Genomic DNA, 24,836 nt, shown 5'->3' on the forward strand with positions numbered 1-24,836 from the left:
TTTTTTGAAAGGGGACAACAAAAAAATGAAAAAGAGAAAAATTTTGGTGATCACGTGGATCATAGCTGCTCTTTCAGTCGTTAGTATGTTATTCATGACGAAATCATTTTCACCGATCAAAGCTGCAGATCAACCAAAAAGCCAAATCAAAATCGATGTGCTCGATGACCTAGATTTCAATCAAGCAACTGTCAGGCTAACAATCGAGAATACTGAAAAACAAAGTGTCATACTCCAAACAGAGGGCATTGAAAATCTTGATGAAAAAACACTAAACAGCGGAATTGATGAAAGCTTTGATGGGAAAATAACGATTGAAGCAATGGATGTTCAAAATAGTAAAAAATTACTGATTGAAAATGGCACGAAACCGCTGGATTTGTCTTTCACTGTAAAAAAAGAAGCTGTGTCCAAACAAGGAAAAGTTCGTGTACTAAGCAACGACCAAGAAATACTAGCTGAAAAAAGTATTGATTTTGAAAAAGTGACAGTAGCGAATCCATCGCCAGAACCTGAAACGTTAAAAGCATCTTCGAGAGCACTGACAAGAGATGCAACAACACCGCCAGTGGATAGTTTGCCGCTGCTAGATGTTTTTCGAGAACCGATTGGAACAGGGCCTGAACTGATCAATAATGGCAAAGTCCTACGGGTCACGAAAAATACAGGAAGCCAAATCGGTGCAATTTGGTCAAAACAAAAATTAAATCTAAAAAAAGACTTTCATCTAAAATCGTACTTATACCTTGGAAATCGAAACGGAAGTGCAGGTGATGGGATTACATTCACCCTGCAAAATGATCCTCGAATGGCAACGTCACCTACTGCGGTGATTGGTTCAGCTGGTATGGGATTAGGTGCTTATTATGGCGGACGCTCAGGAAATCCTTATGTACAAAAAGCATTGTCGATCGAATTTGATACGTATTTTAATAACGGATCAAACAATCGGATGGATCGAGAAGTCGGTGAAAATGGTAAAAAGGGTCATGTGGCTTTTGTTACGCCAAGTTTGCAAAACAATAATTACACAGGGCAACATCACAGCTGGATTTTAGCACCAGAGTTTTTATCCAATGATACTTGGAGAACCTTAGATGTTATCTGGAATTCTGCTACGCAAACATTATCTTATAGCCTTTCAGGAGTAGGATCTGATTCCTACAAAATTCCTGATTTAAATACAAGTTTTGGCGGAACAGATGTTTACTGGGGCTTTACTGGTTCAACTGGTGGCGCTTATGCAGAAAATGCCATAGCGATCACACAATTGCCGGGAGATATCGAGCAATCAGCACAGATCGAAAACCTTACTCAAAATAGTGGCTTAAAAGAAACGGTAGATGCTAAAAAAAATGATACGTTGAAACTTAAAGATACGATCATATTTGATGGAAATAGCATCATGAGCACAGACGGCACAAAAATGAGAGTAAATTTAGCTGAAGGATTAACGTACAAAGCAGGTACATTAGCTTTAGATGGTGTACAAATACCAGAAACGTCGATCCAGCAGGTAAATAATCAGCTGATCATTTCAAATCTATCGTTTTCACGTGCTGATTTTCCTTATGAACTAAGCTTGGAAGCAACCGTGACAAGTAGTCAAAATGATGTTCAGCTAAAATCCACATTTGACTATCTCTCTTCGGCAAATGAAGTTGTGTCTTCATCGAATCCAGTCATCGCGAGCATTCCTTTGATGAAAGGAACGGTAACGATTCATTATGTTGATGAGAATAAAGCAGACTTAGCAATACCTAAAATAATCAATCAAAAAGTTGGAACAGCTTATACTGAAACACCGATCACGATTGCTGATTATCTGTATGATCGAACGGAAGGAAACGCATCAGGCACCGTTCAGGAAGCCCCACAAGATGTGTACTTCTACTATAAAAAAGCGAAGGCTAATCTAACGATTCAATTTGTAGATGAAGCAGGCGGCAAACTCCATGAAGCGATTGTAAAAGAAAAAACGATCGGTGAAAAAGTCGATCTAACCAAAGATCAAGAAGCAAAAGATGCCATTGCAGAAGTGCTAGCTAAACGATATTTGCTAGAAGCATCAGGCCGTCCAGAAAATGAGACAGCAATAATGATCAACGCAGAAGGCACACAAGTAACCTACACATTCCAAGGGACGCTATCGATATATTCAGGACCAACAGAAATCGATTTTGGTAGTCATGAAGTTAGTTGGAAGGGGACAAAAGATGCCGATCCTTCCTATGATCAGCCACTGGTCATCTGGGATAATCGGAAAAATCTAGATAACTGGAAGCTTTCTGTCAAATTGGAAGATGAGCTAAGTATTCCTAACAGTTCTACCCACGTATTGAATGGTGTTTTGAGTTATCAAACAGCAACAGACAAAAAAACACTCTCTGTTGAGGCTCAGGAAGTGCTGCGTACAAAACATGAAGCTTCAGGTCAATACAACATTTCGACCAAAACCTGGGGACCAGATAAACAAGGACTTCGTTTGGACGTTCCTCCTGGGGCGGTTAAATTGATAGGTGAGTATGAAACAACGCTGATTTGGCGTGTAGAAGAGGCGTATTAGATGATGGAGGGAAAATCAATGAAAACAAAAACCGCGTATTTCCTATTGATCTCTGTCATCTGTTTTGGAATTGGGTTCAGTTATTCCTCGTTAGTTAGTGCTGAAGAAATAGGTCAGGTTCAAACGAATGCTGGTGTTGGTTTCTATGAATCTAGTACAGATAGTAGCACAACACAATCGACGACAAAGACGTCAACGACGAAAAATCCAGACAGTGTCACAAAACCGAAAGGGAGATACCCTTCAACCGGGGAATTAGTGAAACAAAGTATAACTATCAGTGGAATCATTCTTATTCTTTTGGCTATCTTGCTTATTTTATGGAAACGTAAAAAAAATCAGCAAACGAGAAATGGGAAGGAAGAATGACTATGTTGAAAAAAAWTAGTGCAATATGCCAACTATCAGCTGCGGTCATAACCTTATTCTTCATGCAGCCAATAAGTGTGAATGCGGAGCCGCTTAGTCATTCAGAGGACGGAAGGATCCAATTTACTGGAGAATACCCTAAAGGCGTGGTGGATCCGGAACATCCTAACAAAGGAGTTGATCCTGGTCCAAGTCCTACAACTGACGGTCCCTTAAGGTTTGAATTTGTTCCTCAGTTAAATTTTTGGACGAACGAAATCTCGGAAAAAGATCAAGTGTACTACGCCAATGCACAATTATTTTTAGATGGAACAGGTGCAAGAGGAAATTTTGTTCAACTCTCAGATTATCGAGAAAAAGGGAGTGGGTGGACCTTGCAAGTTCGCCAAGAAGGACAACTAAGCAATGAATCTACACCGAATAAAGAATTAAAAGGAGCGGTGATATCTTTTGACCAATCATGGACGAATTCGGTCAATAGTCCAGCATACGCCCCAAGTGTCTCCAAAGAAGTGATCCATATCAATAATATCGGTGAGACCTATGACTTAGCGCAAGCAAGGCCTGGTACAGGCGAAGGAACATGGTCGATCATCTTTGGCGCTTCAATCGATAATGGTCAGGGGCGAAAAGATACTCTAAGCCCCAGAATCGACCAACAGGGACAGCCATTTGTAGATCCGGACTTCAATAATCAGCCAATTTACCAAAATAGTGCCGTCTCTTTAAACATACCAGGTAAAACAAAAAAGGATCCAGTCCACTATCAAACGATGTTAACTTGGATATTATCTGAGTTGCCATAAATAAAAAAACATTTTAGGAGGAAACAAAAATGAAATTAACACACAAATTGTGCGGAGCAGCGCTATTAACAGCAGTCGGAATCGGACTTGCTTTACCATCAGCAACAAAAGCGGACGGTGGAGATGAAAAAGTTCACTCCTCAACAGGTAAAGTCAAATTTACTCAAGAAGGTACTGGAACAGATACCGTAACACCACCAGAAACAGACGGTCCTGAAATCACAGAACCAACTGGAAATACGGATAACGGACCATTAAAAGTCATTGCTATTTCTCCACTTGATTTCGGTACAAATGAAATCACTTCAGCAACTGCTGGCGGTTGGGAATACTACGCAAAAATCTTTAAAACAACAGAAAAAGACAATACGGCAAATGAAATTGAAATGCCTAACTTTGTCACTTTTAAAGATGAACGTGCCGATGATAAACCAAACAAATACACATTGACTGCTAAGGCAACAACATTTACCAATACAGCGGGCAAAGAATTAAAAGCTGCCACAATCACCTATGATAATATCCGTTTAACAACAACAGGTGATGCGGGGCAAATCAATTCTGCAGCAGCGCCAACAACAAAAGTACTAGCAACAGATGGAACAACGCCTTCTGAATTTGTGAATCAAGATGCAGATGATAAAGGTTTTGGTCGTTTTGATTTAGTCTTTGGTAAAATTGCGGATGACAATGCTGATAAATCAGTAAAACTTTGGATTCCAGCAGCAAATAATAAATTATCAACAGCAAGCGAATACACATCAACAATTACGTGGACGATTGCAGATACACGTGCGCCAGAAGAACCTGAAACTGGAGAATAAGCTAAGTCGTAGAGAATAAAAGTATGTTTTGAACAGAGGCTCATCAGTCTTATCTTTGTGATGAGCCCTGTTCTCTTTGAAAGAAGGCAAGAAAATGAAGAAAAACGCAATCAAATGGTTAATAAGCATCATGTACATAGCAACAGCACTCTTGATACTGCCGAATAGTGTATTGGCAGATAAAGCAAGTGATCAAGCTGCTAGTGGTGGCTTTACGTATAAAGTAATCTACCCAGAGAATCAACATAAAGAAGTGAGTTATTTTGATTTAAGAATGAAACCAGCCCAAAAACAAACGGCTATTATTCAAATGAGTAACAACTCTGATAAAGAAATTACAGTTGACGTCAGTTTGAACGGGACTAAAACAAATAGTAATGGTGTCTTAGAAAATGGTCCTTCAAGCTTAGAAAAAGACCCATCTTTAAAATATGATTTTTCTGACATCGTAAAAGGAAAAGAGTCGGTTGTGATTCCACCTAAACAAACAATCGATTATCCATTAGAAATAACGATGCCGGAAACAACCTTTGACGGTGTTATTTCAGGCGGTATTTACATGATTCAAAGAGATCAAGCCTCTGAAAAGCAAGCTGGTATGATCAAGAATAAATATGCTTATTTAGTTGGAATGTTACTGACTGAAACTGATAAAAAAATCAAACCAGATCTAGAATTAAATAAAGTTTATGCAGATCTAAAAAACTACCGAAATACAATTATCATCGATTTTTCCAATATCCAACCTGCTTATTTAGATAATATGGCGGTGGATGTTCAAATTATGGGAGAAAAATCGGACGAAGTTTTGTATGAAACAAAGCAAACAAAAATGCGGATGGCGCCGAACTCTAAAATCAATTTTCCAGTGTCGATGAATGGTGAAAAAATGGTGCCGGGAGACTATCGTGCACATATTTTAGTAACCGCTAAGACAGGCGGAAAATGGGAATGGGAACAAAATTTTACTATTACAGATGAAGAAGCCGATAAGTTCAACCAAGAAGATGTCAGCCTATTACAAGAAAATCGAATCAACTGGCAATTGATCATTATGATCATTGTAGCTGTTCTTGTAGTGATTTTGATCATATTTATTATTGTTCGAGTCATAAATAAAAAGAAAACTAATCAGAGAAGAAAAGCAGCAGCAAAGCGTAAAAAACGCTGATTTTGAGACATTGTTACCGTAAGTTATCTAGCTTCAAGAGCTAGCCTTTCGGGAAAAAGATAAAATTTGCCTGTGACCAAAAGCGTCACAACCCTATTTTTCTATTTTCCTGACAAGGCTGGACRAGCTCTTTCAGCTTTTATATTATCTAGCTTCAAGAGCTAGCCTTTCGGGAAAAAGATAAAATTTGCCTGTGACCAAAAGCGTCACAACCCTATTTTTCTATTTTCCTGACAAGGCTGGGCGAGCTCTTTCAGCTTTTATATTATCTAGCTGCACAAATCAATCCTTAGGAAAATAGATAAAGTGTCAATGAAACAAAGAACGTTTCAATGCCAATTTCCTAATTTTCTACAGGATTCACCGATTTGTTTCACTTTTAAATTTAGGAGGATAGAAGTATGTCATTACTAGATTGGGTATTTATCGGAACACTATCAAGTGCTATCCTCTTTGGGTTATTTTCTTTATTTAGTATTATTTTCCTTTTCAGTACGGGAAAACAAATTCAGCAACTTACAAAAATCAGAACAAAAAATGCACGGAAGCGTAAAAAAATCAAGCGAACATTGAAAAAGGCCAAAGCAAAGCGGAAGAAACAGCGTTGGAGCTTAGTAGTTTGTGTGCTTCTCGTTGGTATTTTAAGTAGCACAGCTTTTTATGCTCGGTATTACCAAGCGACGAATTTAGGCGAAAGAGATTCAGAAGGGATTGTCCAAGGCTATTATTTACTCAATGAAACCAAAAATCAAATCGATACGTTGAGTGAAAGTAGCAGCACAGAAAAATCTGAAAACAATTTAAGAGAATTAGCCGCCAAGCTTTCCAGTTTCGGCATGCGTGGAGCGGATGGGCGTCTGACTGAAGAAGGGCAACGATTATTGACTCGCTATTATAATCAGGTCAAAGAGTTGGGACTAAATTTGAATAATCAAAGTGTTGAAATATTGGATAATCAAGAAATACGAGAGACCTATCTTCAGGATCTACAAAAAGCGCAAAAGACTCAAAGTAAGATCATTACCTATTTTAAAATCAATGAAAGTGCCTTGGAACAAAAAAAGTAAGTAGATGAAATCAATGACTACAAAACAAAAGAGAAACAACCAAGCTAGCCACAGAAAAAGACAGCCAAAGTCCAAAAGTCGCACGTCTTCCCCAACGAGCAAAAGACCAAAACCAGTTTCTTTCAAAAAGAAAAAAAGAGTAGATAGAAAAAATATAAAATCAACGAAAGAGCTGTGGCAAGAAATAGGAGTGACTATTTTTATCGTGCTCTTTCTTTTTATTGTTTTGTCGGTAACTCTTTTTTCTTTGCCTAAGAGTGAGGGATACGGGATGGCACCAACAGTCAATGATGGTGAACGCGTTTTTGTCAATCGGTTTGGAGCCATTCGACGTTTTAAGCTGATTTATTTTAAAGTGCCTGATAGCAAAGAGAAATCGATTCGTCGTGTAATCGGACTACCGGGTGAAAGTATCCAATACAAGAATGATCATCTTTTTATCGATCAACAAGAAAGCGTAGAGCGCTTTTTACAAAACCAATTGAAACGAGCAGGACAAAACGAAGAACTGCTGACAACTGATTTTCGGCTGCAACAAATCCCCAATAATAAATATGATCGAATCCCCAAAGGTAAGTATTTAGTGTTGGGAGACAATCGACCCTATTCATCAGATTCGCGCTATTATGGCTTAGTTGATGAAAAAGAGATCATTGGAACTGTAGAAATGCGGATTTGGCCGCTGCATAAGTTGACTAGTTACTAAAATCAAAGGATAGAAAGATGAATAAGAAAATCAAACAATCGCAAAGAAAACGAAAAACACTAAAAAAGCGACGTAGACAGATAATAAATGTAGTATCCAATAGTATTTTTTTCTTGTGTCTCTTTCTAGGCATTCTCTTCTTGATCAAAGTTACACCTCATGTTGTGGATGGTTCGTCGATGTTTCCAACCTTGGAAAACGGCGATCGAATTTTTGTGAATAAAGGAGAAATGCCCAAACGATACTCAATCGTGACGCTAGACCCATTGAAAAAAAAGAAAGAATCTTACGTTAAGAGAGTAATCGGGTTGCCGGGAGATTGTATTTGGATCGAAGGAACAAGCTTATTTTTAAATCAAGAGAAATCAACTATTTCTATTGAGGAGCGTAGCAGCAAAGCTAGTCAACTTCCTGATGGAACGATAAAAATCACAGTAAACAAAGAGGTCGCACAACGAATGAAAGAAATGAAACAAATTCCTAAAGACAGTTATTTTGTATTAGGAGATAATCGTAATCATTCAAATGACAGTCGTGCCTTTGGCTTAGTTTCTGCGAAACAAATTGAAGGTGTGGCCAGCTATCGCTATTATCCCTTCACTCGTTTAGGGCAGCTACATTAAAAATTGTATAGGAATAGAAAGGACAATTATGAAAAAACAACGAGCGCATTTTTTTCAAGGGAACATCAGGTATGCCTTAGCTAGTTTCATATTACCGATCGTTCTATTAGCAGGTGTCTATTTTACTATCGGTATTTATCCCGGTAGTAAAACGAGTATCTTAGCTAGTGATGGATTTGGTCAGTACGCGAATTTTTTTGCTAGTTTCAACAATATGATGAAAAGTGATCAGAGCCTTTTTTACACTTGGTTTGGCTCTCTAGGATTAAATTATGTATCATTGATCAGTTATTATTTAGGCGGTATCTTTACCCCTTTTGTTTATTTTTTTGATAACCAGAATATCCCTGACTTTATTTACTATTTAACGTTGATAAAAGTTGGATTTGCTGGACTAGCATTTTGGTTTTTCTCTCACAAAACCTTTCAACTGCCTAAATGGGGAAATCTGTTGTTGAGTGTTAGTTATGCGTTGATGGGATTTACGATCGCAAACTCAGAAATGATTATGTGGCTGGACGGTTTGATTTATTTTCCTTTAGTTATTTTAGGGATTCATCTTATTATGGATCAACGCCAGCCTTGGCTTTTATTTATCAGTTATTTTCTGTTGTTTATATCCAATTTTTATATCGGTTTTATGATCGGTGTTTATTCGTTTCTTTATTTTATCGCACGACTATTTACAAATCAAAAGCGGTATAGAAGCTCTTTGCCAGGTTATTTGTTTACATCGATACTAGCAGGGGGCGCTTCGATGATTTTACTGTTACCAGCATTGATCGATTTACGAACAAATGGGGAAGCGTTGACTACGGTAAAAAGTTTTAAGACCGCAGCCACAGGACCTTGGGATTTAGTGATTAAAAATATGATCGGGGTTTATGATACCACTCGTTATGGTTCGATTCCGTTTATTTATGTGGGCTTGTTGCCGCTCGTTTTTTGCTTGTTTTTCTTTTTGAGCAAAAAATACGATGGCGTGATAAAATTTGTTACGGACTGTTACTGCTTGTACTAGTCGCCAGCTTTTATATAGAGCCACTAAATTTATTTTGGCATGGACTTCATGCGCCCAATATGTTTCTCTTTCGTTTTAGTTTTTTATTTTCTTTTACGATTTTACTATTGGCTGGATATGGCTGGTCAGTGTATCGAAAAGAGGATTTTGAGCAGTTAGTCAATATTTTTATTGGTTTGTTGGTACTTTTTACAGGTGTTAGAGTCCTGACAGCTAAAAGTCATCATTACGATTATTTAACGTACACTTCGTTTATCCTAACCTTGGTTTTTCTAGCGATTTATTTAGTGTTTTTCTTTTTCAATCATAAAGATAAAGGTCAAACGAAAATGCTGGTGTATCTTTTTATGGGGATTTTTTTCTTAGAATTAGGGGTGAATACACAACTACTAGTGCAAGGAATCAAAGACGATTGGGGATATGCACAGCGTTCAGGTTTTACTAAGGATTTCAAAGCGATTCAAACACTTGTCAAACAAACCAAGGACGAAAATAAGTCCTTTTATCGGATGGAAAATAACACAGCCAGTTCGCCTAATGAAAGCTTTCGTTATGGCTATAGCGGCATCGGAATGTTTTCGTCAATCAGAAATCGCCATTCTTCTTTTTATATGAATACATTAGGTTTTCGCTCCTATGATACGAATTTGTCTATCCGATATCAAAACAATACCGTTTTAATGGACGCATTGATGGGGGTTAAATACAATTTATCAAACGCTGACTTGTCTAAAACGGGCTTCGAAAAGGTAGCTACGAGTGGTGATTATCAATTGTATAAAAATCGTTATGCACTACCGATGGGTGTTTTGACCGATGAAGGGATCTATGATGAAGAAACAGCAAATGATCCTGCGAGTCTCTTGTTGGCACTTTCTGGTGAGAAAGAGGCGCTGTATACAACGGCCTTTCCAGAACGAATCGAAACAGAGAATACGACCTTGAGTGAAGGCGTTAAATATGATAAAAATACGTTGATTCTAAAAGCAACGGAAAAAGATAAGCCGCTGAAAGTCAAATGGAAAATGGCTGTCAAACCTAACTCACAAGTGTACCTAGACCTATTTCCAGCTGATTTTACTGGACAAGGTCGCACTGAAGTCCATGTTGTGTCAGACAAACAGCAAACCCAGACGCAATTAGCCAAGACAGGACAATTTTATTCCTTAGGTGAATACAACAAAGCACAAGAAATTACGGTGGAAGCAACCTTTTATTCTACGGATCAATTAGAGCTATTTGATCCGACAGTCATGATGCTAAATACGGTTAAATTTGCAGAAGCTGCACAAAAGGCCCAAGAAAAGGGAGTCGCATTTCAAGTGAGTGGACGTAAAGCTACAGCTTCGGTTACAACGGAAAAAGAGCAGGTTCTATTTACGACGATTCCGGCGGATAAAGGTTGGCAGGCGAAAATAGATGGGAAAAAGGTAGGAATCCGAACGATCAATGATGGTCTTTTAAGTATCTCAATTCCAACTGGAAAGCATCAGGTAGAATTTATTTACAGACCGCCCGGTTTGCTCTTGGGAAGTTCTGTGTCTATTCTCTGTCTAGTTATTTTTAGTATGTATCAATATGTGATCATTCGTCGTAGCAAAGACGTATTTTATAAACAAACAATAGAACAAAAATAGTCTTTGTAAATATAGTGGACTGTATAGTAAATGAAACTGTGTTGAATCACAGCTAAAGGGAGGATAACGGATGAAGAAAGCCAAAATAATAATCGTTTTTTGCTTATTATTCCTTTCAGGATGTGCTAACAGCAACGGAAAAAGTACTGCTGAACCAAAGAATGATGAAGCAAAATGGTCGAAATCACGCACCAAGTTATTTAGTTCGTTAGATTATCCAGAACTCTCTAAAACAGAAGCAGAAAAGTTAATGGAAGAAAAGTTCGATTTAATGATGCCGTCCTTTTTTGAGCAGTCCTTGACGTTAACGCAAAAAGTGTTAAAGATAGAAAATCAAGCACAATACGCAATAAAAAGTGAGGCAGAGAATCTGACGATTCAAGGTGTTATTACAGGAAAAGAGGCGAGCTCTTCCAACTATATTGGATCAGCAGAAGCCCAGTTTCAAGTGAACCAACAAAAACAACACGTATATTTAACGAAGCAATCGATACTGATTCAAAATACAGCATCAGACAATACACTTCAAGGAGAATCACTTGATTTACTAGTAAGAAGATTAGGTGAATTGCTAGAATTGCCAGAGTTGGATCAGGTGATGAAGCGAGCAGAGAAGAGAATTTCACAAGTAAAAGACGAGAGTCCTAACCAATTGATTGAAATTTATAACGATCGTGAAACAGCAAAAAAACAACAGGGCGTTAGCCGCCTGCTAACTATTTCATTCGATGAGAACAAGCGCATAAAAGAAATATATGGATTGATTTCGATTGAATAATGATTAAATAAAGCGAGACTATGATACGACTCTTTGAGTGATGTCATAGTCTCGCTTTATTTGCTGATAAAACATGACTACATGACAAATGTCATATAGATCCATGACAAGATCATCTAACGAGATTCCCTTTATTCAGATAAGATAAGGACATAAGTAAAGGGGAGAAAAAAATGATCACAGTCAATAAACTTACAAAAACAATCAACAAAAAAACAATTTTAAACCAAGTATCTTTAACCGTAAATAAAGGTGAAATCATTGCTTTAGTTGGTCCAAATGGCGCAGGAAAAACCACTCTGATCAATTGTTTAACAGGATTGATTCGACCGACAGCGGGCAAAATAAACCTCTTTGGTGCAAAGCCGCTGAATAAAAAAAATAAAATGAAAATCGGTGTGATGCAGCAAGAAAGTACAACGTTAGAAAATGTTAAAGTCAAAGAGTTGCTGACACTTTTCCGCAGTTTTTATACTAATCCACTTTCTCTCGATGAGTTATTGGACATAACTGGGCTGAGGGAACATCAAAATACCTATACAACTAAGTTATCTGGCGGACAAAAACGTCGGCTAACATTTGGACTATCGATTATCGGCAATCCAGAACTGCTTTTCCTAGATGAGCCGACAACAGGAATGGATGTCACCAGCCGCAAAATTTTCTGGGAAAAAATCAATACGCTAAAAGAACAAGGCAAAACCATTATCTTGACTACTCATTATCTAGAGGAAATTGAAAAAGTTGCTACGCGCATTTTATTGATGAAACAAGGCGGGATCGTTCATGACGGCACACTAGAAAGTATTCAGTCTGAAATGCTGAAAAATAAATTGAGCTTTCAATTACTAGACACTCATGATGAAGCCAAACTAACTGATTTACCTTATGTATCAACAATCGAAAAAACAGAAAACAATATAACACTCTACACGTCAAACAGTGATGAAACGCTTATAGAGTTATTCACAGCAGGAATCAAGTTTAAGGATTTGCTGATTATTCCAGGAAACTTGGAAACAGTTTTCAACACATTAGTCGAGGAGGAAAACAAATGAACGCATTAGTTGTACAAACCAAAACAGATTTAAATCGCTCATTATTCAGAAGTAAACCATTTATCTTTTTTTCTTTAGGCATGCCAGTTGGTTTTTATCTACTATTTACTAAAGTATTTAATATGGGGGTTCCAGCAGAACATATGGCGATTTTTTATAAAGATAGTATGATTCAAATGGCCACCTATAGCGTGATGATCAGTTCATTGTTTTCCTTTTCGATGACCTTGATCGAAGATCGCAAACAAGGAGTGAAACAGTTTTTGCGTCTTTCGCCAATGCCGGAAAGTATTTATTATGCGAGTAAGATCTTAACGCAATTTTTGATCAATTGTTTATTATTACTCGTTATTTTTCTCGTAGGTCATTTTGTGAATGGTGTTCAAATGGATTTAATTGCGTGGCTTACTAGTGCTTTATGGATTTTATATGGTTGTTTACCAATTGTCGCATTAGCTACGATCGTAAGTCTTGCGAAAGATCCCAATACAGCGAGTGTACTGAACAATATGATCTTGATACCGCTTGCGATCATAAGCGGATTATGGTGGCCGATCGATATGTTCCCGGAAGTCGTTCAAAAAATTGCAGTAGGACTACCAACCTTTTATGCAGCACAAGGTGCAAAACAATTAGCAGCAGGACAATTACCAGATGGCAAAGGAATCTTGATCATTTTCATTTATTTTGTAGGAATTATGGTATTATCAATATATCTGAATGGTCGTAAAGAAGAAGTAAAACGTTAGGGGAAAGTTATGATTGGTAAGTTTAGGTTATATCCGAAAGAGGATGGATTTGTTTCATTTATATGGTTGATTTTTATTTTGATTCCGATTATCGCGATGTTTCCCTATGATAATTTTGATAAGCAGTTAGCCTTGTTTACTTTGGGTATTTTTGTTGTAACCTATCGAAATTGTTTATTTAATGGAAAATGGTTTCCGTTTTGGATGGCGTTGATGTATGGAATATCGCTGTTTTATACACTGTACTTTGGATATATTTACTTGTTCATCTATCCAGCGTGGATGATCGGTTTTGTCCCGATGAAAAAAAACGTGTTTAAGTATTATTATATTGCATTACTATTTACGTTGGCTCCTGTGCCATTTAGTTTAAGCCGCTTGCCGGAATACATGGCTCAAGATTTAAAAATCACGATTTTTGTTTATGGCTTTTTTATCTGTGCTGCGCCATTTGCAGGGCGTTCGATTCGTAAGCAAGCAGAATTGCGTAAACAAATGTATCAGTCTACGCAGCGGATGGAATATGTGATCAAGCAAGAAGAACGTTACCGAATCGCTAGAGATTTACATGATACACTGGGGCAGTCTTTATCGATTATGACGATCAAAACAGAGTTAGCAGGAAAGTTGCTAGATAAAGATCGTGAGTTAGCTAAAAAAGAAATCGCAGAAGTAGCTGAAACATCAAGAGGTACTCTACAAACCGTGCGGGAAATTGTTTCAAGTATGCGTCACGTGTTGATTGCGGAAGAAATGATCACGATCGAAAAAAGTTTACGAGCTGCGAAAATCATCTTGTCCACAGAAGGTGAGGAATTAACGGGAGAGCTTGCCACAGATATTCAAAATACACTAAGTTATTGTCTACGAGAAAGTGTCACAAATGTGATTCGCCATAGCAAGGCAAGTCATTGTAGGATCGTTATAGAAAAAAATGCTACTCATTACCTGTTCACAGTTGAAGATGATGGCAACGGAATGAAAGATTCTGTGCCTGGCAATGGATTAACTGGATTAAGAGAGCGGATCGAAAGTATCTGTGGAAAACTTGAATTTACACAAAAAAATGGAATGAAGGTTATATTCACAATACCTGTGGATAAAAAAGAGGAGACGATCAATGATTAAATTAATTATCGCAGAAGACCAAGGCTTACTGTCTTCTGCTTTGGCGACGATTTTGGGTTTGGAAGATGATCTGGAAGTTGTAGGTATTGCGAAAAATGGTGTGGAAGCGCTGGAGTTGATCGAAAAGCATCAACCGGATATTTGTTTGACTGATATCGAAATGCCATTGAAAACAGGTTTGGATATAGCAGAAGAATTACAGCAACGGAAGCAACAGGTGATAATTTTAACTACGTTTGCTAGAGAAGGCTATTTTGAACGTGCAGTGAAAGCAAATGTATCGGGCTACTTGTTGAAAGACACGCCGACAGATGAGTTGATCAGCAATATTCGTGAGGTCATGAAAGGGAAAAAATTTTATTCACCAGAGCTTGTAACAGGATTGTTCTCACAACAAGAAAATCCTTTGACTGAACGGGAACAAGAAGTTTTACTGGCAGTTGGCGAAGGGTTGTCTTCTAAAGAAATTGCTGCAAAACTATTTTTAACTAGTGGAACGGTACGGAATTATATGTCGGAAATTTTGAATAAACTGGACGCGAAAAATCGGATCGAAGCAGTGAGTATTGCAAAGGAAAAAGGGTGGGTATAGGTAAAGAAAAGATAATTAAGTGATGATAGATGATTAGAGGTTGCTTCTGATCCCACCGTTTATTCGGGTTTAGAGTCTGGGACAAAACTAATTTTTAGTTTTGTCCCAGACTCAGTCTCAAAGGCTAAAAACAGAGAGTGGACTATTGTCCCACTCTCTTGGCGTGTAGTGACCCCTTATAGAGGCATTAAATATCCACCCGTTCACACGGGTGGATATTTACTTGAGATTATTTAAGGGCGTGGAGAACCGAATAAGAAAATTCCAGATAGAATAAGTAATAGTTGACCATACTGAGTTGAGTGGTTCTTTTTTTGAGGCATTAATCGTGGTTTACTCTCAAAGGTCATAAATTGAATGGGCACCATAGCTTTTTTTCTTCGGTAGACAAAAGTGATCTCTTGTGGATCGTCAGTAAAATGTCCCTCTTGGATCGACGTATTACTAAGTAGCTCCCAAGGTTGAGAGGTGTCTTTTCTTATGTAATAAATAATAGAAGTTGGTTGAACAGCTAATAATAATATGGAAAATAAGATGACGAAATACAAACTAAAACATTTCAAATTTTTCATTTTCAACCTCCCTTAATTCAACGACAAGATCAGCAAATTTTGCCCAATCTGATGGGCTAGGAGGCTGCTTCCAGATAATTTGCGGGCATGTAAGCTCTGTTATTTTGTAATCGGAGATAGAGAGCTGAGTCGTGTTATTAAATCTCTTTTGAATAACGATATTCAAATCTCGAAAACGTTGTAAGCTTTGGCTAATGTATTCGGTATAGGCATTACCATGTGAAAAATCAATATAAATAGTTATGGGATTACCGAACTGAGAAGGTTCTAAGAATGCTAAAATAGAAAACATAAAATCATAATAAAGTTTAGCTTGTTCATTTTTAGAAAGGTTCAAAGACAAACAATAATGATTTTTCCGAATGAATCTTAAAACAAGCCTGTGTAAAGGATTGTAAACTTCTGAAAAGTAGCTATAAGCGGAAATATCTACAAAAGTCGTATAGTTTTGCCTAAAAATAGACAAGCCTAGTATTTTTTTTAAAAATGAATGATATAAGTATTTTTCCTGTTTTTGGGTTAGTTGGAAAGCATCTGATAATTGTGTTACTAATTGCTTCGCAGTATTTTTTGTTTCTGCCAATAGGTCATCATTGAAGGATAAATCACAATCAAACATATCAGAGACAAATAAGAATAATAAGATATAATGACTTTCCTCTTCCACAGAAGTCGGTATAGAAGATTGCAATACTTTTTTTAGCATCGCTAGTTGTGAAGCAAATTGCTGTTGTGTTTTTGCTCCTACTGTACAAAAATTCTCTTGTAAATCATGGTGATTTAGCCTTCGACTTTGCATGATCTGAAGAAATAAAGCAAGCTTTCTTTTTTGTAGAAAGGTTAGATCCAGGTTAAAGTAACTGACTAACTGTTGTAGGAGTTGCTGTATTTTTTGTTCAGAATGAGTAAATGGATAGCGCTCACCAAAATAAAAATAGGAAATAATATCAAAAATAACGGAACGGACTCGTGCTTCAGGTCCAATTAGTTTATTTTTTTGTATAGACAGACCTACTTTTTTTAAACTGGATATCACCTTGGTACGAATCTGATAAAGTGTAGTTTTTGCTATATGCTGTTCTGCCTGAAATTTTTAATTGATTTTTCTTCTACTAAAACTTCAATAAAAAAGCGAAATTTAGGTGAACGCTCTGCATAGCGGTATTGCAACTCTTGAATGATTTCATTGGAGATTGGTTGAAAGGCGATTTCATCATAATATTCTTCTGATATACGAAGTTGAGGATATTCTTTGTTTAACTCAGTTAGGTACCGTTCTAATAAAAATTTTGATAGGCCAGTCAATTCAAGTAACTTTTTTTTACTCAAAAATTGTTCATTGTATAGTTGTAATGTAGTTAGTAGTTGAGCTTTTTCTTTGTCATCATCATCTAAAAAATCTAAGTATTTCATTATTTCACCCCAAAATTTGTTCGTAAGACAGCTTGTATGAGTGGATAAGCTGCTAGTGCGATATATCTTTAGCAGTTGCTGAAAATGAATCTCCAACTTCACCATGTAAGGTGCTTGACGAAGATATTTCGTGTCCATTTTCATCGACATATTTTATTGTAACAGTTCCCGTTTTCTTCTTTTTTTTCAATTCTTTCTTTTCTTTTACGATTTTTGGCTCAATTACAAATGTCCCTTCCTCTTTCTTCAAAATAGTTGGGAGTTTAGTAGGAGGTAACAAAGAATCGTTGACTGTTCTTGTTTCTGATATTGGCATCAGAGTGTCAGGATAGTAAAGTCCTAATGGTTCTTGGTTTAGTGTGCTTTCAGATACTGTAGGGAAGTTGTTTGAGTTTGTTGGTACCTCATTTTTTTCTGCTTCGTAGACATAGGTTACAATTTGCTCTTGTGCTGTAAATAGTCCCTTACTATTTTGCGGTAAGTCTCTTAGTTGCCAATTGTTCAAACGTTTACTGCTTGTTTCATAGGAATCATTTAACTTTCCAGTTAAAATTTCTGATTCTGTTATTTTTTTCCTTGAACATCTACATAGTCAACTATAACAGGTGCACCATCTGCTTTAGTATAAGTATATGTGATTTCGTGTGACTGCTCAGTGAAGATACCTGTTTGATTTTCAGGAGTATGAATCAAAATCCAACCTGGAATTTCTTTAGCAGACGTACTGTAACGTTCACCGATATTTCCTTTTAATCGTTCTGGCGAGGCTAGTTCACTACCCGTTTTGTCTAAATAATGTACGGTGACAGGAGCGCCAGGTTCTGGGGTATTTACAATATTAAATTTGTGGTTATATATACCGTTAGAGATAGAATAAAAAGAGTATGAAGCAGGCTGCAGATAAGAGCCAGCAGGATTATCGATACGCGCACTGTAGCTCATGCTAGATAATTGATCATATTCTTCTTGAGAAACATTTGACACTAAAAGACCTTCCCCTGTGATTTGAATCCGTTCAGGGGCTATTTGACTATTATTAAATGCGAGAACCGTATTGTTTACAGCATTAGATGTTGTAAATGGTGGTAGATAACCATCAAAATTTGTTAGCCTGTTAGGCATAATTGAAAACGGAATAAAAAGAGTTTGAACCTCAGACTGATAAACGAAGTCTGTTGGGTGGATCGTACTTGAACTTTGTTGTTTTCCTATATTTTGTCCATAGGCTCCTAAAATTGTTAGGGCTGGGAATACATTAAGCACCGTAAAGTCAGCAACACCATCGTATTGGATATATAGCGTTTTTAAGTTAGGCAAGGACTTTAGGGGAGTGATGGTTGTGATATTTTCGTTATATTCGATAAAAAGTTTTTCTAAAGATTTCAGCGGAGTCAATTTATCTAAAACTTGATCATCGACGTCAGCACCCGTCAAAGAAATCAAATTGATAGACCTGTTATTACTCAGATCAGGAAAATTCTCATTGGTAACATTTTCACCTTGAAGTCGTACATAAGTCAATTTTGTCAGTTTTTCTAATGGGCTGAAATCGGTGACACGTGTTGTGGTCATCATATTGAGACTATCCAAGTTGACTGCATACTCTAACCCAGAAAAACTAGTGATTTGTGCTGCAGATTCGCCAGAGAGATATAAAGAGGTCAGCTGAGCCAAATCATTATAAGTTAATTGGTCTCCAATCGGTTTGCCTAAACTGGATAAAATGAATGTTTTTAAAGTGGAATCTATTTGTTCTATGATGTCGAAATTATCCATCTTGTCACTGTTCTTTGAAGCTTGAGTAGATAATGGCGGAAAGTGGTTGATTTCGTCCGCAAATGTTTTATCTGTAGTAAATAAGTTTGTATAGGATAAAGCACTAGTACAGAGTAATAGAACTCCGATTTTTTTAAAAGCGTTCATTTTTTCACCTCATAACATAGTTGCAGTAGCGTGTATTTAAATAGAAGAAAAGAAACATCTGTTTAAAAACCCTTAAAAGTATAACGTATTTTTTATTAAAAAACCGTCGTTTTTCAAATTTTATAATTTTTTTCTTTTTTTTTGAGATAAATCAATCTAATTTATAAGAAAATAGAGAAGTAATTACTAAATATAGTACTATTTAACATTGTTTGATTCTATATGGATTCCGTTTGTTTTTCCGTTTTTTTTCTTTTTTCCGTAAATATGATGAACTATTACAATAATTAAAAAAAAATTCCGAATTTACTTGGTTGTTTTAGGAGGCAAATTGTTTGAATATATAGGAGTACCAACGAGCGATGGAGTAGCACTAAGTTAGTTTTGAGAAAAGGGAGGGATTGGATGGACCCTAAACTTATTGCAGAAATAATCAATGTTCCAGAAGATTTTGATAAAGAAAAATTAAATGATCTAAATAATTCAGGTATTTCTATAAGATATGCTCATTCCTATATAAATAATACAAAAAATCCAATCAAAAAACACATCGATTTTTTTATTATTATTGAAGATCATCTGAGTTTAATGGAGGTGTTTGAAATCATTACCTCCATTAGAAAATACGAACAGGGACTTATTTTTTTGTTAGTTGAGCCAGAACATGAACAACAAAAACTATTCTATTTGAAAATAGGAGCAGATATTGTAGTGAAAATTGATGAGACTTGGGAGATTTTGAAATATATGATGTTAAATTTAGGTCGGCAAAAAGTATATGAAAAACCAATGTTGACAAAAAATAATCAACTTGTTTTAAATGACTACAATTTAAGTGTTGCTATTGAAGGTGAAGAAGTTTTCTTAACAAAAAATGAATTTCGTCTCCTAAGACTGTTAAATAAAACGCCCAACATCACAATAAGTTATCGTGAGATCAATGAGTATCTTTGGAATAAAAAAAACGATACTCAAGTAGCCAATATTGCTAATATTGTTTTTAATTTACGGGATAAGTTGAAACAAATTGAAGGTGCTGATCATTATTTGGTAACAATTCGCTCTAAAGGATACATGCTGAATATAAGGAACGATTGTGAAAGGAGGTGAAAAGGAAAAGATGAGAAAGAGGAAGAAAACGATTGTTGTACTTGGTTCTCTGATTTTTTTTCTAGCGCTTATTTTGACTTTTTTTCATTCCGCTGATAAAAAAATTTCAGCTGAAGAACTTACAAAAGGAGCATCATCCAATCCAGTTAGTTCGTATTTTAGCTGGAAACATGATTGGCAAAAGAATAATGCAGTGAAAGTAACATCATTTAGAAATGAAAATAAAGCCATCAATCCTCCTACAATGTATAATCGAGCAATTGCTAATTATTTTAGCTTTGATCTTTTAGAAGGAGATACACGGCCTGTGTTAAACTCGTCTGCCTACACATTTGGACTGATTACACCAGTTACAGCTTTAGAGTGGCCAGTATTTAATTCAGTAGATCCAACTGTTTATTATGAGTATAGCAATCCTTCATATTGGAAAGGGATTCCTGCTAATGTTGATGGAAAATTTACATCGACAAAAAGTAATTGGCCAAATGTAGCTCATTGGAGTGGCTGGCCGAATGGGAGTGTAAAAACAACTGCTTATGTAGTTTATCCTAAAGGCGCAACTACAAACGATTGGATTTCCTACACATTTTCAGATGATGTTCCAAATAATGTAACCATGGGGACTTCTACACAAGTAAATGTCGATGACTCCTATGAAAAACCTGTAGCACCTCAGGTTTCATGGCTTTGGGGATTGGGCTGGAACATTGAAATTCCACAATTAGTAAAAGGGATATTCAAAGATATTGATGATCCAGACGGACCGACGCTCTCAGCGGATGAAGTCTTAGGGTATGGTGGGGAGATGGCTGATTCTGTTGTTTTAAAGAATAAAGAACTAACGGGGTATAATTTTGTTTCCTCACAAGTAGTGCTAGGACCAACAATCAATTCAACTGGTTTTGGCGCAGGGGTTCGAGAACCAAGTTCTTTTTACTATGATGAAAAAACAACTTCGATCAAAGAGCCAACCACAGATACTAGCTGGACAACAACGGTCGATAAACAGCAAAAAGGCATTATCTTTTGGTATAAAAAGAAAGCACCTGTGATCACATTAGATAAGAACGTGGATCAGTCATCTGTCATGATAGGAGATAAATTGACCTATACATTGACAATGGAAAATACTGGGGATGAGGCTTTATTGAAGTCAAAAATAACAGATAAGCTGCCAGAAGGATTATCAAAACCTAATGCGATCATCTTAAATGGGAAATCATTGCTAGAAGGAACAGCGAATGCTGAAGGACAATATTTTACATGGAATAACACGACACATGAATTAAGTATTTTTGCAGGATCCATCTTAGAACAGGAAAAGAAAATACTGACATATGAAACCGAGATTGTTTCAGGAGTATCAGGTGAGAAAAAGGTGAATACTGCTACTCTGACAGGTGAAAACACAGATCAAAAGCCACAAGGGCAAGCGACAGTAACTATTTTTAACCCATGGAAAGTTACCTTTGAAACAAATGGTGGGAGTGCTGTTTCTGAGCAACGTGTGAAAGATGGGGAACTGGCAAAACGACCAGCTGATCCAATCTATACGAATAAAGTGTTCATAGATTGGTATGAAGATCAGAATTTAACAAAACAATGGGATTTTGATACGCCAGTGACACAAGATATCATACTTTATGCAAAATGGCGTAGTAAGATAGTTGATCCAGAAGATGGTATTGATCCATTAACACCACTTGAGCCTAACGATGATACTGAAAAACCGATAAATCCAACTAGACAAGATTTGCGAATTGAATATGTATCAGACTTTGATTTTGGGAGTCATCAAAATACTGCCGAAAAATTGGCATTAAAATCAGCAGGGGATTATGGTAAAACAGCTGATGATACGAATAAAATTGTACCATCGTTCATCTCGATTATTGATGATCGAACGAGTAGTAACACGAATAGTTGGGAGCTGCAGGCTAAAGCATCTGCTTTTAAAGATGAAACAGGAGAGCCATTAAAAGGAGCAAGATTACTTCTTTCAGATTTGAATTATGCCTATACGGGAAAAGCGAGACCAGAAGTAACAAAGGATGTTGTTGATTTATCGGGAGACTATGTTCCGATAACGAATACTTCAGGTAAAAAAATTGGTAATGGGACATGGTCTTTGGCGTTTGGAACGCTAGATGCCAATCAACGCTCAACAGGTGTGACGCTAGACATTGCGCAGGGATATGGCAAGAAACAGGCGGAGTATTCAACTTCTATTGATTGGGAGTTAGTAGTCGAGCCTTAAGGGAATAAAGAAAGAGGAGAGACATGAAAAAATTATTTTATAGTATCTGCTTTAGTTTGTTCTGTTTCTTGTTAGTCGGTGGACCTGCTGTTAGTCTAGCTAGCGGCATAACCTCAAATGGGGGGATCAATTTTACACCTGCTTCACAAGAGCAGACAGAGAGTAGTGAAAGTGAACAACAAAAATCAGATGTAACGACAGAAACAAAATTGGACTCAGGAGTCAAAGAGTCTAACCAAAGTAAAGGCATCTTCCCTAAAACAAATACAGATAGTAGTCACTTTAACACTTATTTAGGTGTTGGACTATTGATTCTTTGCCTACTAATTGGTTTAGCGAGGAAAAAGCAGTTAAGGAATAACTGATTTAATTAATATTAGATATATCGTAATACATTTACTTTATATAAATTGACAAACTAGAGAGGAAGAAAAAAATGAAATTAAAAAAAGTGATCATCGGTAGTACATTAGCAGCAACTATTTTAGGAGGATTAGGTACTCAAACAGTACAAGCGGCTGAATATCCATCTGCAACGGAAGCTAAAAGTGAAGGGAAAGTCACTTTTACAGAAGGTGGACCTGAAATTGTTGATCCAACTGATCCTGATATCCCAATCGTACCAGTTGACCCAACTGATCCGACGAATCCAACAAAACCAATAAATCCTGGTAAAGCGGATTTAATGATTCAATATGTATCAGATTTTGATTTCGGGACACATTCAAATAGTCTTAAAGCATTAAAAGCAAATGCGAAACCAGATTATGCTTTTGCACTAGATGCACAAGGGGACCGTACAGGAGATTTATATGCCGTTCCATCATTTGTTTCAACAAAAGATGTCCGCGCAGAAAGAACCGGTTGGGAATTAACAGTAACAGCTTCTAAATTTACATCTACTAAAGGTACTGAATTAAAAGGAGCAGAAGTTACACTTAAAGATTTAACGTATAATACACCAACGAATCCGATTGGTACTGCACCAACCGCTGCTACAGGTAATAAAGTTTTAACACCTGCAATAGAAACAACGGTTGCAACAGCAGGTGATAACAGTGGTATTGGTTCATGGTCATTAGGCATGGGTGCATTATCGACAGATGAAAAAGCTGTTGAAGGGGTTGAATTAAACATTCCTCAAAACTCCTTGAAAGAAAATGACACCTATAAAGCAACCTTTGATTGGGAATTAAAAGCAGATCCAACCGTTGCACCATAATAGTTATAGAATAACAGACGAATAATTTAACAAGTAGGAGATCGTTGAGATTCTGTTAATTATACGAATCTTAACGGTTCTTCTTTTAGGAAGGTGACAATAAATGAATAAAAAATGGCTGATATACATACTAAGTACGTTTTTTTTAGCCACATTATTTTTCGTAACGGCTTTTGCGGATGAAACGAAAGAAGAGGCAAATAAGGGGACTGGTGCTGCGTTTAGCGTATTGCCGATTTATCCAGACAATCAAGTGAATGGAAAAAATGGCTATTTTGAACTAAATGTAGCGCCAAAACAAAACCAAGTTTTGCAGATTGAACTGCAAAACTATTCGGAAAAAACAATAACGATAGACATAGAGGCAAATCGTGCGACAACAAGTGACGCGGGAATAACAAGTTACAAAAAAAGTAAGAACGAAAAAGATGATACTCTAAAAGTAGATTTTGAGTCATTGGTGCACTTAGAAGAACAAGAAGTCGCATTAAAAGCTAAAGAAAAAAAGACAATTAAAATCACACTCCAAATGCCAGATGAATCATTTGTAGGTCAAGTCTTAGGTGGGATTCATTTTTCTCAAAAACCAGATGAAAAAGAAAAAAATGAAAAGAAAAACGCCGTGTATAATACATTCTCATATAGTATAGCTGTCCTTTTAACAGAAAATAAGCAACAAGTGGAGAATCAATTAAAACTGATCGATGTCTATGCAGATCAAAGAAATTATCGAAACTTTATTGAAGCAAGGATTCAAAATGCTGCGCCGACCATGATCAAAAACTTATCAATCAAGTCTGAAATATTCGAAAAAAATTCTTCAAAGGCAGCATATCAAGCCAATAAAACTTCTCTTAGAATGGCACCGAATTCGACCTTTAATTTTGGTTTAGATTTACAAAACACAGAATTGATACCAGGAGACTATACGCTTAAAATGACTGCGGATGCAGATGGTAAAGAATATAAATTTTCAAAAGATTTTACAATCAGCCGCAAGCAAGCGAATGAACTCAACGATCAGGCTGTTTATATAGAGAAAAAAGATAATAAACAGTTGTATATGATTATTGCGGGTATTTTATTGGTAGTTATTGCCGTTGTAATTATTTTGATTAAACGAAAGAGAGCAAATAAAAAGAAACAAAAAAATAAAAAAGGTAAAAAGAGAAAAAAGAAAAGAAAATAATGTAAACAGCTTGATTAATGCAGGCTGTTTACATTATTTTGAGGTATTGTGATAA

Annotated in this window: 23 protein-coding genes and 1 pseudogene; 19 read left to right on the forward strand and 5 right to left on the reverse strand. The window is 36.6% G+C overall.

What is annotated here, in order from left to right; all coding sequences use genetic code 11:
* Positions 1-25 precede the first annotated feature (25 nt).
* The 14 genes and pseudogenes from V192_RS20915 (at position 26) to V192_RS0110950 (ending at position 15,095) form a co-directional block, all read left to right on the forward strand.
* Entirely contained in the window at positions 26-2,566 is a 2,541-nt protein-coding gene (locus V192_RS20915) for a lectin-like domain-containing protein (protein WP_025871653.1), read from the forward strand.
* A gap of 18 nt (positions 2,567-2,584) precedes the next feature.
* Positions 2,585-2,935: an LPXTG cell wall anchor domain-containing protein gene (locus tag V192_RS0110890; RefSeq protein WP_025871655.1), complete on the forward strand. Its 351-nt coding sequence runs from the start codon at positions 2,585-2,587 to the stop codon at positions 2,933-2,935.
* Between the two features lie 2 nt (positions 2,936-2,937).
* Complete coding sequence (locus V192_RS0110895; protein ID WP_025871657.1) at positions 2,938-3,741, forward strand: WxL domain-containing protein; 804 nt, start codon at positions 2,938-2,940, stop codon at positions 3,739-3,741.
* Between the two features lie 29 nt (positions 3,742-3,770).
* Positions 3,771-4,565, forward strand: a complete 795-nt coding sequence (locus V192_RS0110900) for a WxL domain-containing protein (RefSeq protein ID WP_025871659.1) — start codon at positions 3,771-3,773, stop codon at positions 4,563-4,565.
* Positions 4,566-4,659: 94 nt separating this feature from the next.
* The gene (locus tag V192_RS0110905) at positions 4,660-5,736 is read left to right on the forward strand and encodes a WxLIP family cell surface protein (RefSeq protein WP_025871661.1); all 1,077 of its coding nucleotides are present in this window, start codon (positions 4,660-4,662) and stop codon (positions 5,734-5,736) included.
* 401 nt (positions 5,737-6,137) lie between these two features.
* The gene (locus V192_RS0110910) at positions 6,138-6,803 is read left to right on the forward strand and encodes a hypothetical protein (RefSeq protein WP_025871664.1); all 666 of its coding nucleotides are present in this window, start codon (positions 6,138-6,140) and stop codon (positions 6,801-6,803) included.
* 190 nt (positions 6,804-6,993) lie between these two features.
* The gene (gene lepB / locus V192_RS21255) at positions 6,994-7,509 is read left to right on the forward strand and encodes a signal peptidase I (protein WP_476729615.1); all 516 of its coding nucleotides are present in this window, start codon (positions 6,994-6,996) and stop codon (positions 7,507-7,509) included.
* Positions 7,510-7,526: 17 nt separating this feature from the next.
* Positions 7,527-8,132, forward strand: coding sequence for a signal peptidase I (gene lepB / locus V192_RS0110920; protein ID WP_029948228.1), 606 nt, complete (start codon positions 7,527-7,529; stop codon positions 8,130-8,132).
* 28 nt (positions 8,133-8,160) lie between these two features.
* Positions 8,161-10,790, forward strand: a pseudogene (locus V192_RS19960) (YfhO family protein).
* 70 nt (positions 10,791-10,860) lie between these two features.
* Positions 10,861-11,568 carry a hypothetical protein gene (locus tag V192_RS0110930; RefSeq protein WP_025871669.1) on the forward strand — a complete coding sequence of 236 codons (708 nt, stop codon included), beginning with the start codon at positions 10,861-10,863 and terminating at the stop codon, positions 11,566-11,568.
* Positions 11,569-11,741: 173 nt separating this feature from the next.
* On the forward strand, positions 11,742-12,626 hold the full coding sequence (locus V192_RS0110935; RefSeq protein ID WP_025871670.1) for an ABC transporter ATP-binding protein: 885 nt from the start codon (positions 11,742-11,744) through the stop codon (positions 12,624-12,626).
* Positions 12,623-13,375, forward strand: coding sequence for an ABC transporter permease (locus tag V192_RS0110940; protein ID WP_025871671.1), 753 nt, complete (start codon positions 12,623-12,625; stop codon positions 13,373-13,375). The genes V192_RS0110935 and V192_RS0110940 overlap by 4 nt, the downstream gene beginning before the upstream one ends.
* A gap of 9 nt (positions 13,376-13,384) precedes the next feature.
* Complete coding sequence (locus tag V192_RS0110945; RefSeq protein WP_025871672.1) at positions 13,385-14,503, forward strand: sensor histidine kinase; 1,119 nt, start codon at positions 13,385-13,387, stop codon at positions 14,501-14,503.
* Entirely contained in the window at positions 14,496-15,095 is a 600-nt protein-coding gene (locus V192_RS0110950; RefSeq protein WP_025871674.1) for a response regulator transcription factor, read from the forward strand. The genes V192_RS0110945 and V192_RS0110950 overlap by 8 nt, the downstream gene beginning before the upstream one ends.
* Before the next feature lie 233 nt (positions 15,096-15,328).
* Here V192_RS0110950 and V192_RS0110955 read toward each other — a convergent pair whose 3' ends face one another.
* The 5 genes from V192_RS0110955 to V192_RS19975 form a co-directional block, all read right to left on the reverse strand.
* Positions 15,329-15,667 (reverse strand): MucBP domain-containing protein, encoded by a 339-nt coding sequence (locus V192_RS0110955; protein ID WP_025871677.1) that lies wholly within the window; start codon positions 15,665-15,667, stop codon positions 15,329-15,331.
* Positions 15,645-16,250 carry a hypothetical protein gene (locus tag V192_RS22200; protein ID WP_239644667.1) on the reverse strand — a complete coding sequence of 202 codons (606 nt, stop codon included), beginning with the start codon at positions 16,248-16,250 and terminating at the stop codon, positions 15,645-15,647. The genes V192_RS0110955 and V192_RS22200 overlap by 23 nt, the downstream gene beginning before the upstream one ends.
* Positions 16,251-16,735: 485 nt before the next feature.
* Entirely contained in the window at positions 16,736-17,080 is a 345-nt protein-coding gene (locus tag V192_RS22210; protein WP_239644650.1) for a hypothetical protein, read from the reverse strand.
* A 52-nt stretch (positions 17,081-17,132) separates the two neighbouring features.
* Entirely contained in the window at positions 17,133-17,648 is a 516-nt protein-coding gene (locus V192_RS19970; RefSeq protein ID WP_158001104.1) for a MucBP domain-containing protein, read from the reverse strand.
* Complete coding sequence (locus V192_RS19975; RefSeq protein WP_051581950.1) at positions 17,645-19,003, reverse strand: MucBP domain-containing protein; 1,359 nt, start codon at positions 19,001-19,003, stop codon at positions 17,645-17,647. Before V192_RS19975 ends, V192_RS19970 begins: the two co-directional genes overlap by 4 nt.
* 405 nt (positions 19,004-19,408) lie before the next feature.
* On the opposite strand from V192_RS19975, the gene V192_RS20920 reads away from it, so the two are divergent.
* The 5 genes from V192_RS20920 (at position 19,409) to V192_RS0110990 (ending at position 24,781) form a co-directional block, all read left to right on the forward strand.
* Complete coding sequence (locus V192_RS20920) at positions 19,409-20,113, forward strand: winged helix-turn-helix domain-containing protein (protein WP_025871680.1); 705 nt, start codon at positions 19,409-19,411, stop codon at positions 20,111-20,113.
* Positions 20,114-20,123: 10 nt separating this feature from the next.
* On the forward strand, positions 20,124-22,370 hold the full coding sequence (locus V192_RS0110975; protein WP_025871682.1) for a WxL domain-containing protein: 2,247 nt from the start codon (positions 20,124-20,126) through the stop codon (positions 22,368-22,370).
* Between the two features lie 23 nt (positions 22,371-22,393).
* Entirely contained in the window at positions 22,394-22,735 is a 342-nt protein-coding gene (locus V192_RS0110980) for an LPXTG cell wall anchor domain-containing protein (protein ID WP_025871684.1), read from the forward strand.
* A gap of 71 nt (positions 22,736-22,806) precedes the next feature.
* Positions 22,807-23,592: a WxL domain-containing protein gene (locus V192_RS0110985; RefSeq protein ID WP_025871686.1), complete on the forward strand. Its 786-nt coding sequence runs from the start codon at positions 22,807-22,809 to the stop codon at positions 23,590-23,592.
* 103 nt (positions 23,593-23,695) lie between these two features.
* Positions 23,696-24,781: a WxLIP family cell surface protein gene (locus V192_RS0110990; RefSeq protein WP_025871688.1), complete on the forward strand. Its 1,086-nt coding sequence runs from the start codon at positions 23,696-23,698 to the stop codon at positions 24,779-24,781.
* Positions 24,782-24,836 lie beyond the last annotated feature (55 nt).

It is taken from the genome of Enterococcus crotali (assembly GCF_000633635.1).
GTDB classification, from domain to species: Bacteria; Bacillota; Bacilli; order Lactobacillales; family Enterococcaceae; genus Enterococcus_L; species Enterococcus_L crotali.

Excerpts from the sequence above, each read along its gene's own strand:
- V192_RS20915 (WP_025871653.1), top strand. The coding sequence starts at position 26 with ATGAAAAAGAGAAAAATTTTGGTGATCACGTGGATCATAGCTGCTCTT.
- V192_RS0110890 (WP_025871655.1), top strand. The coding sequence starts at position 2,585 with ATGAAAACAAAAACCGCGTATTTCCTATTGATCTCTGTCATCTGTTTT.
- V192_RS0110900 (WP_025871659.1), top strand. The coding sequence starts at position 3,771 with ATGAAATTAACACACAAATTGTGCGGAGCAGCGCTATTAACAGCAGTC.
- V192_RS0110905 (WP_025871661.1), top strand. The coding sequence starts at position 4,660 with ATGAAGAAAAACGCAATCAAATGGTTAATAAGCATCATGTACATAGCA.
- V192_RS0110910 (WP_025871664.1), top strand. The coding sequence starts at position 6,138 with ATGTCATTACTAGATTGGGTATTTATCGGAACACTATCAAGTGCTATC.
- lepB (WP_029948228.1), top strand. The coding sequence starts at position 7,527 with ATGAATAAGAAAATCAAACAATCGCAAAGAAAACGAAAAACACTAAAA.
- V192_RS0110930 (WP_025871669.1), top strand. The coding sequence starts at position 10,861 with ATGAAGAAAGCCAAAATAATAATCGTTTTTTGCTTATTATTCCTTTCA.
- V192_RS0110935 (WP_025871670.1), top strand. The coding sequence starts at position 11,742 with ATGATCACAGTCAATAAACTTACAAAAACAATCAACAAAAAAACAATT.
- V192_RS0110940 (WP_025871671.1), top strand. The coding sequence starts at position 12,623 with ATGAACGCATTAGTTGTACAAACCAAAACAGATTTAAATCGCTCATTA.
- V192_RS0110945 (WP_025871672.1), top strand. The coding sequence starts at position 13,385 with ATGATTGGTAAGTTTAGGTTATATCCGAAAGAGGATGGATTTGTTTCA.
- V192_RS0110950 (WP_025871674.1), top strand. The coding sequence starts at position 14,496 with ATGATTAAATTAATTATCGCAGAAGACCAAGGCTTACTGTCTTCTGCT.
- V192_RS0110955 (WP_025871677.1), bottom strand. The coding sequence starts at position 15,667 with ATGAAAAATTTGAAATGTTTTAGTTTGTATTTCGTCATCTTATTTTCC.
- V192_RS22210 (WP_239644650.1), bottom strand. The coding sequence starts at position 17,080 with ATGAAATACTTAGATTTTTTAGATGATGATGACAAAGAAAAAGCTCAA.
- V192_RS19975 (WP_051581950.1), bottom strand. The coding sequence starts at position 19,003 with ATGAACGCTTTTAAAAAAATCGGAGTTCTATTACTCTGTACTAGTGCT.
- V192_RS20920 (WP_025871680.1), top strand. The coding sequence starts at position 19,409 with ATGGACCCTAAACTTATTGCAGAAATAATCAATGTTCCAGAAGATTTT.
- V192_RS0110975 (WP_025871682.1), top strand. The coding sequence starts at position 20,124 with ATGAGAAAGAGGAAGAAAACGATTGTTGTACTTGGTTCTCTGATTTTT.
- V192_RS0110980 (WP_025871684.1), top strand. The coding sequence starts at position 22,394 with ATGAAAAAATTATTTTATAGTATCTGCTTTAGTTTGTTCTGTTTCTTG.
- V192_RS0110985 (WP_025871686.1), top strand. The coding sequence starts at position 22,807 with ATGAAATTAAAAAAAGTGATCATCGGTAGTACATTAGCAGCAACTATT.
- V192_RS0110990 (WP_025871688.1), top strand. The coding sequence starts at position 23,696 with ATGAATAAAAAATGGCTGATATACATACTAAGTACGTTTTTTTTAGCC.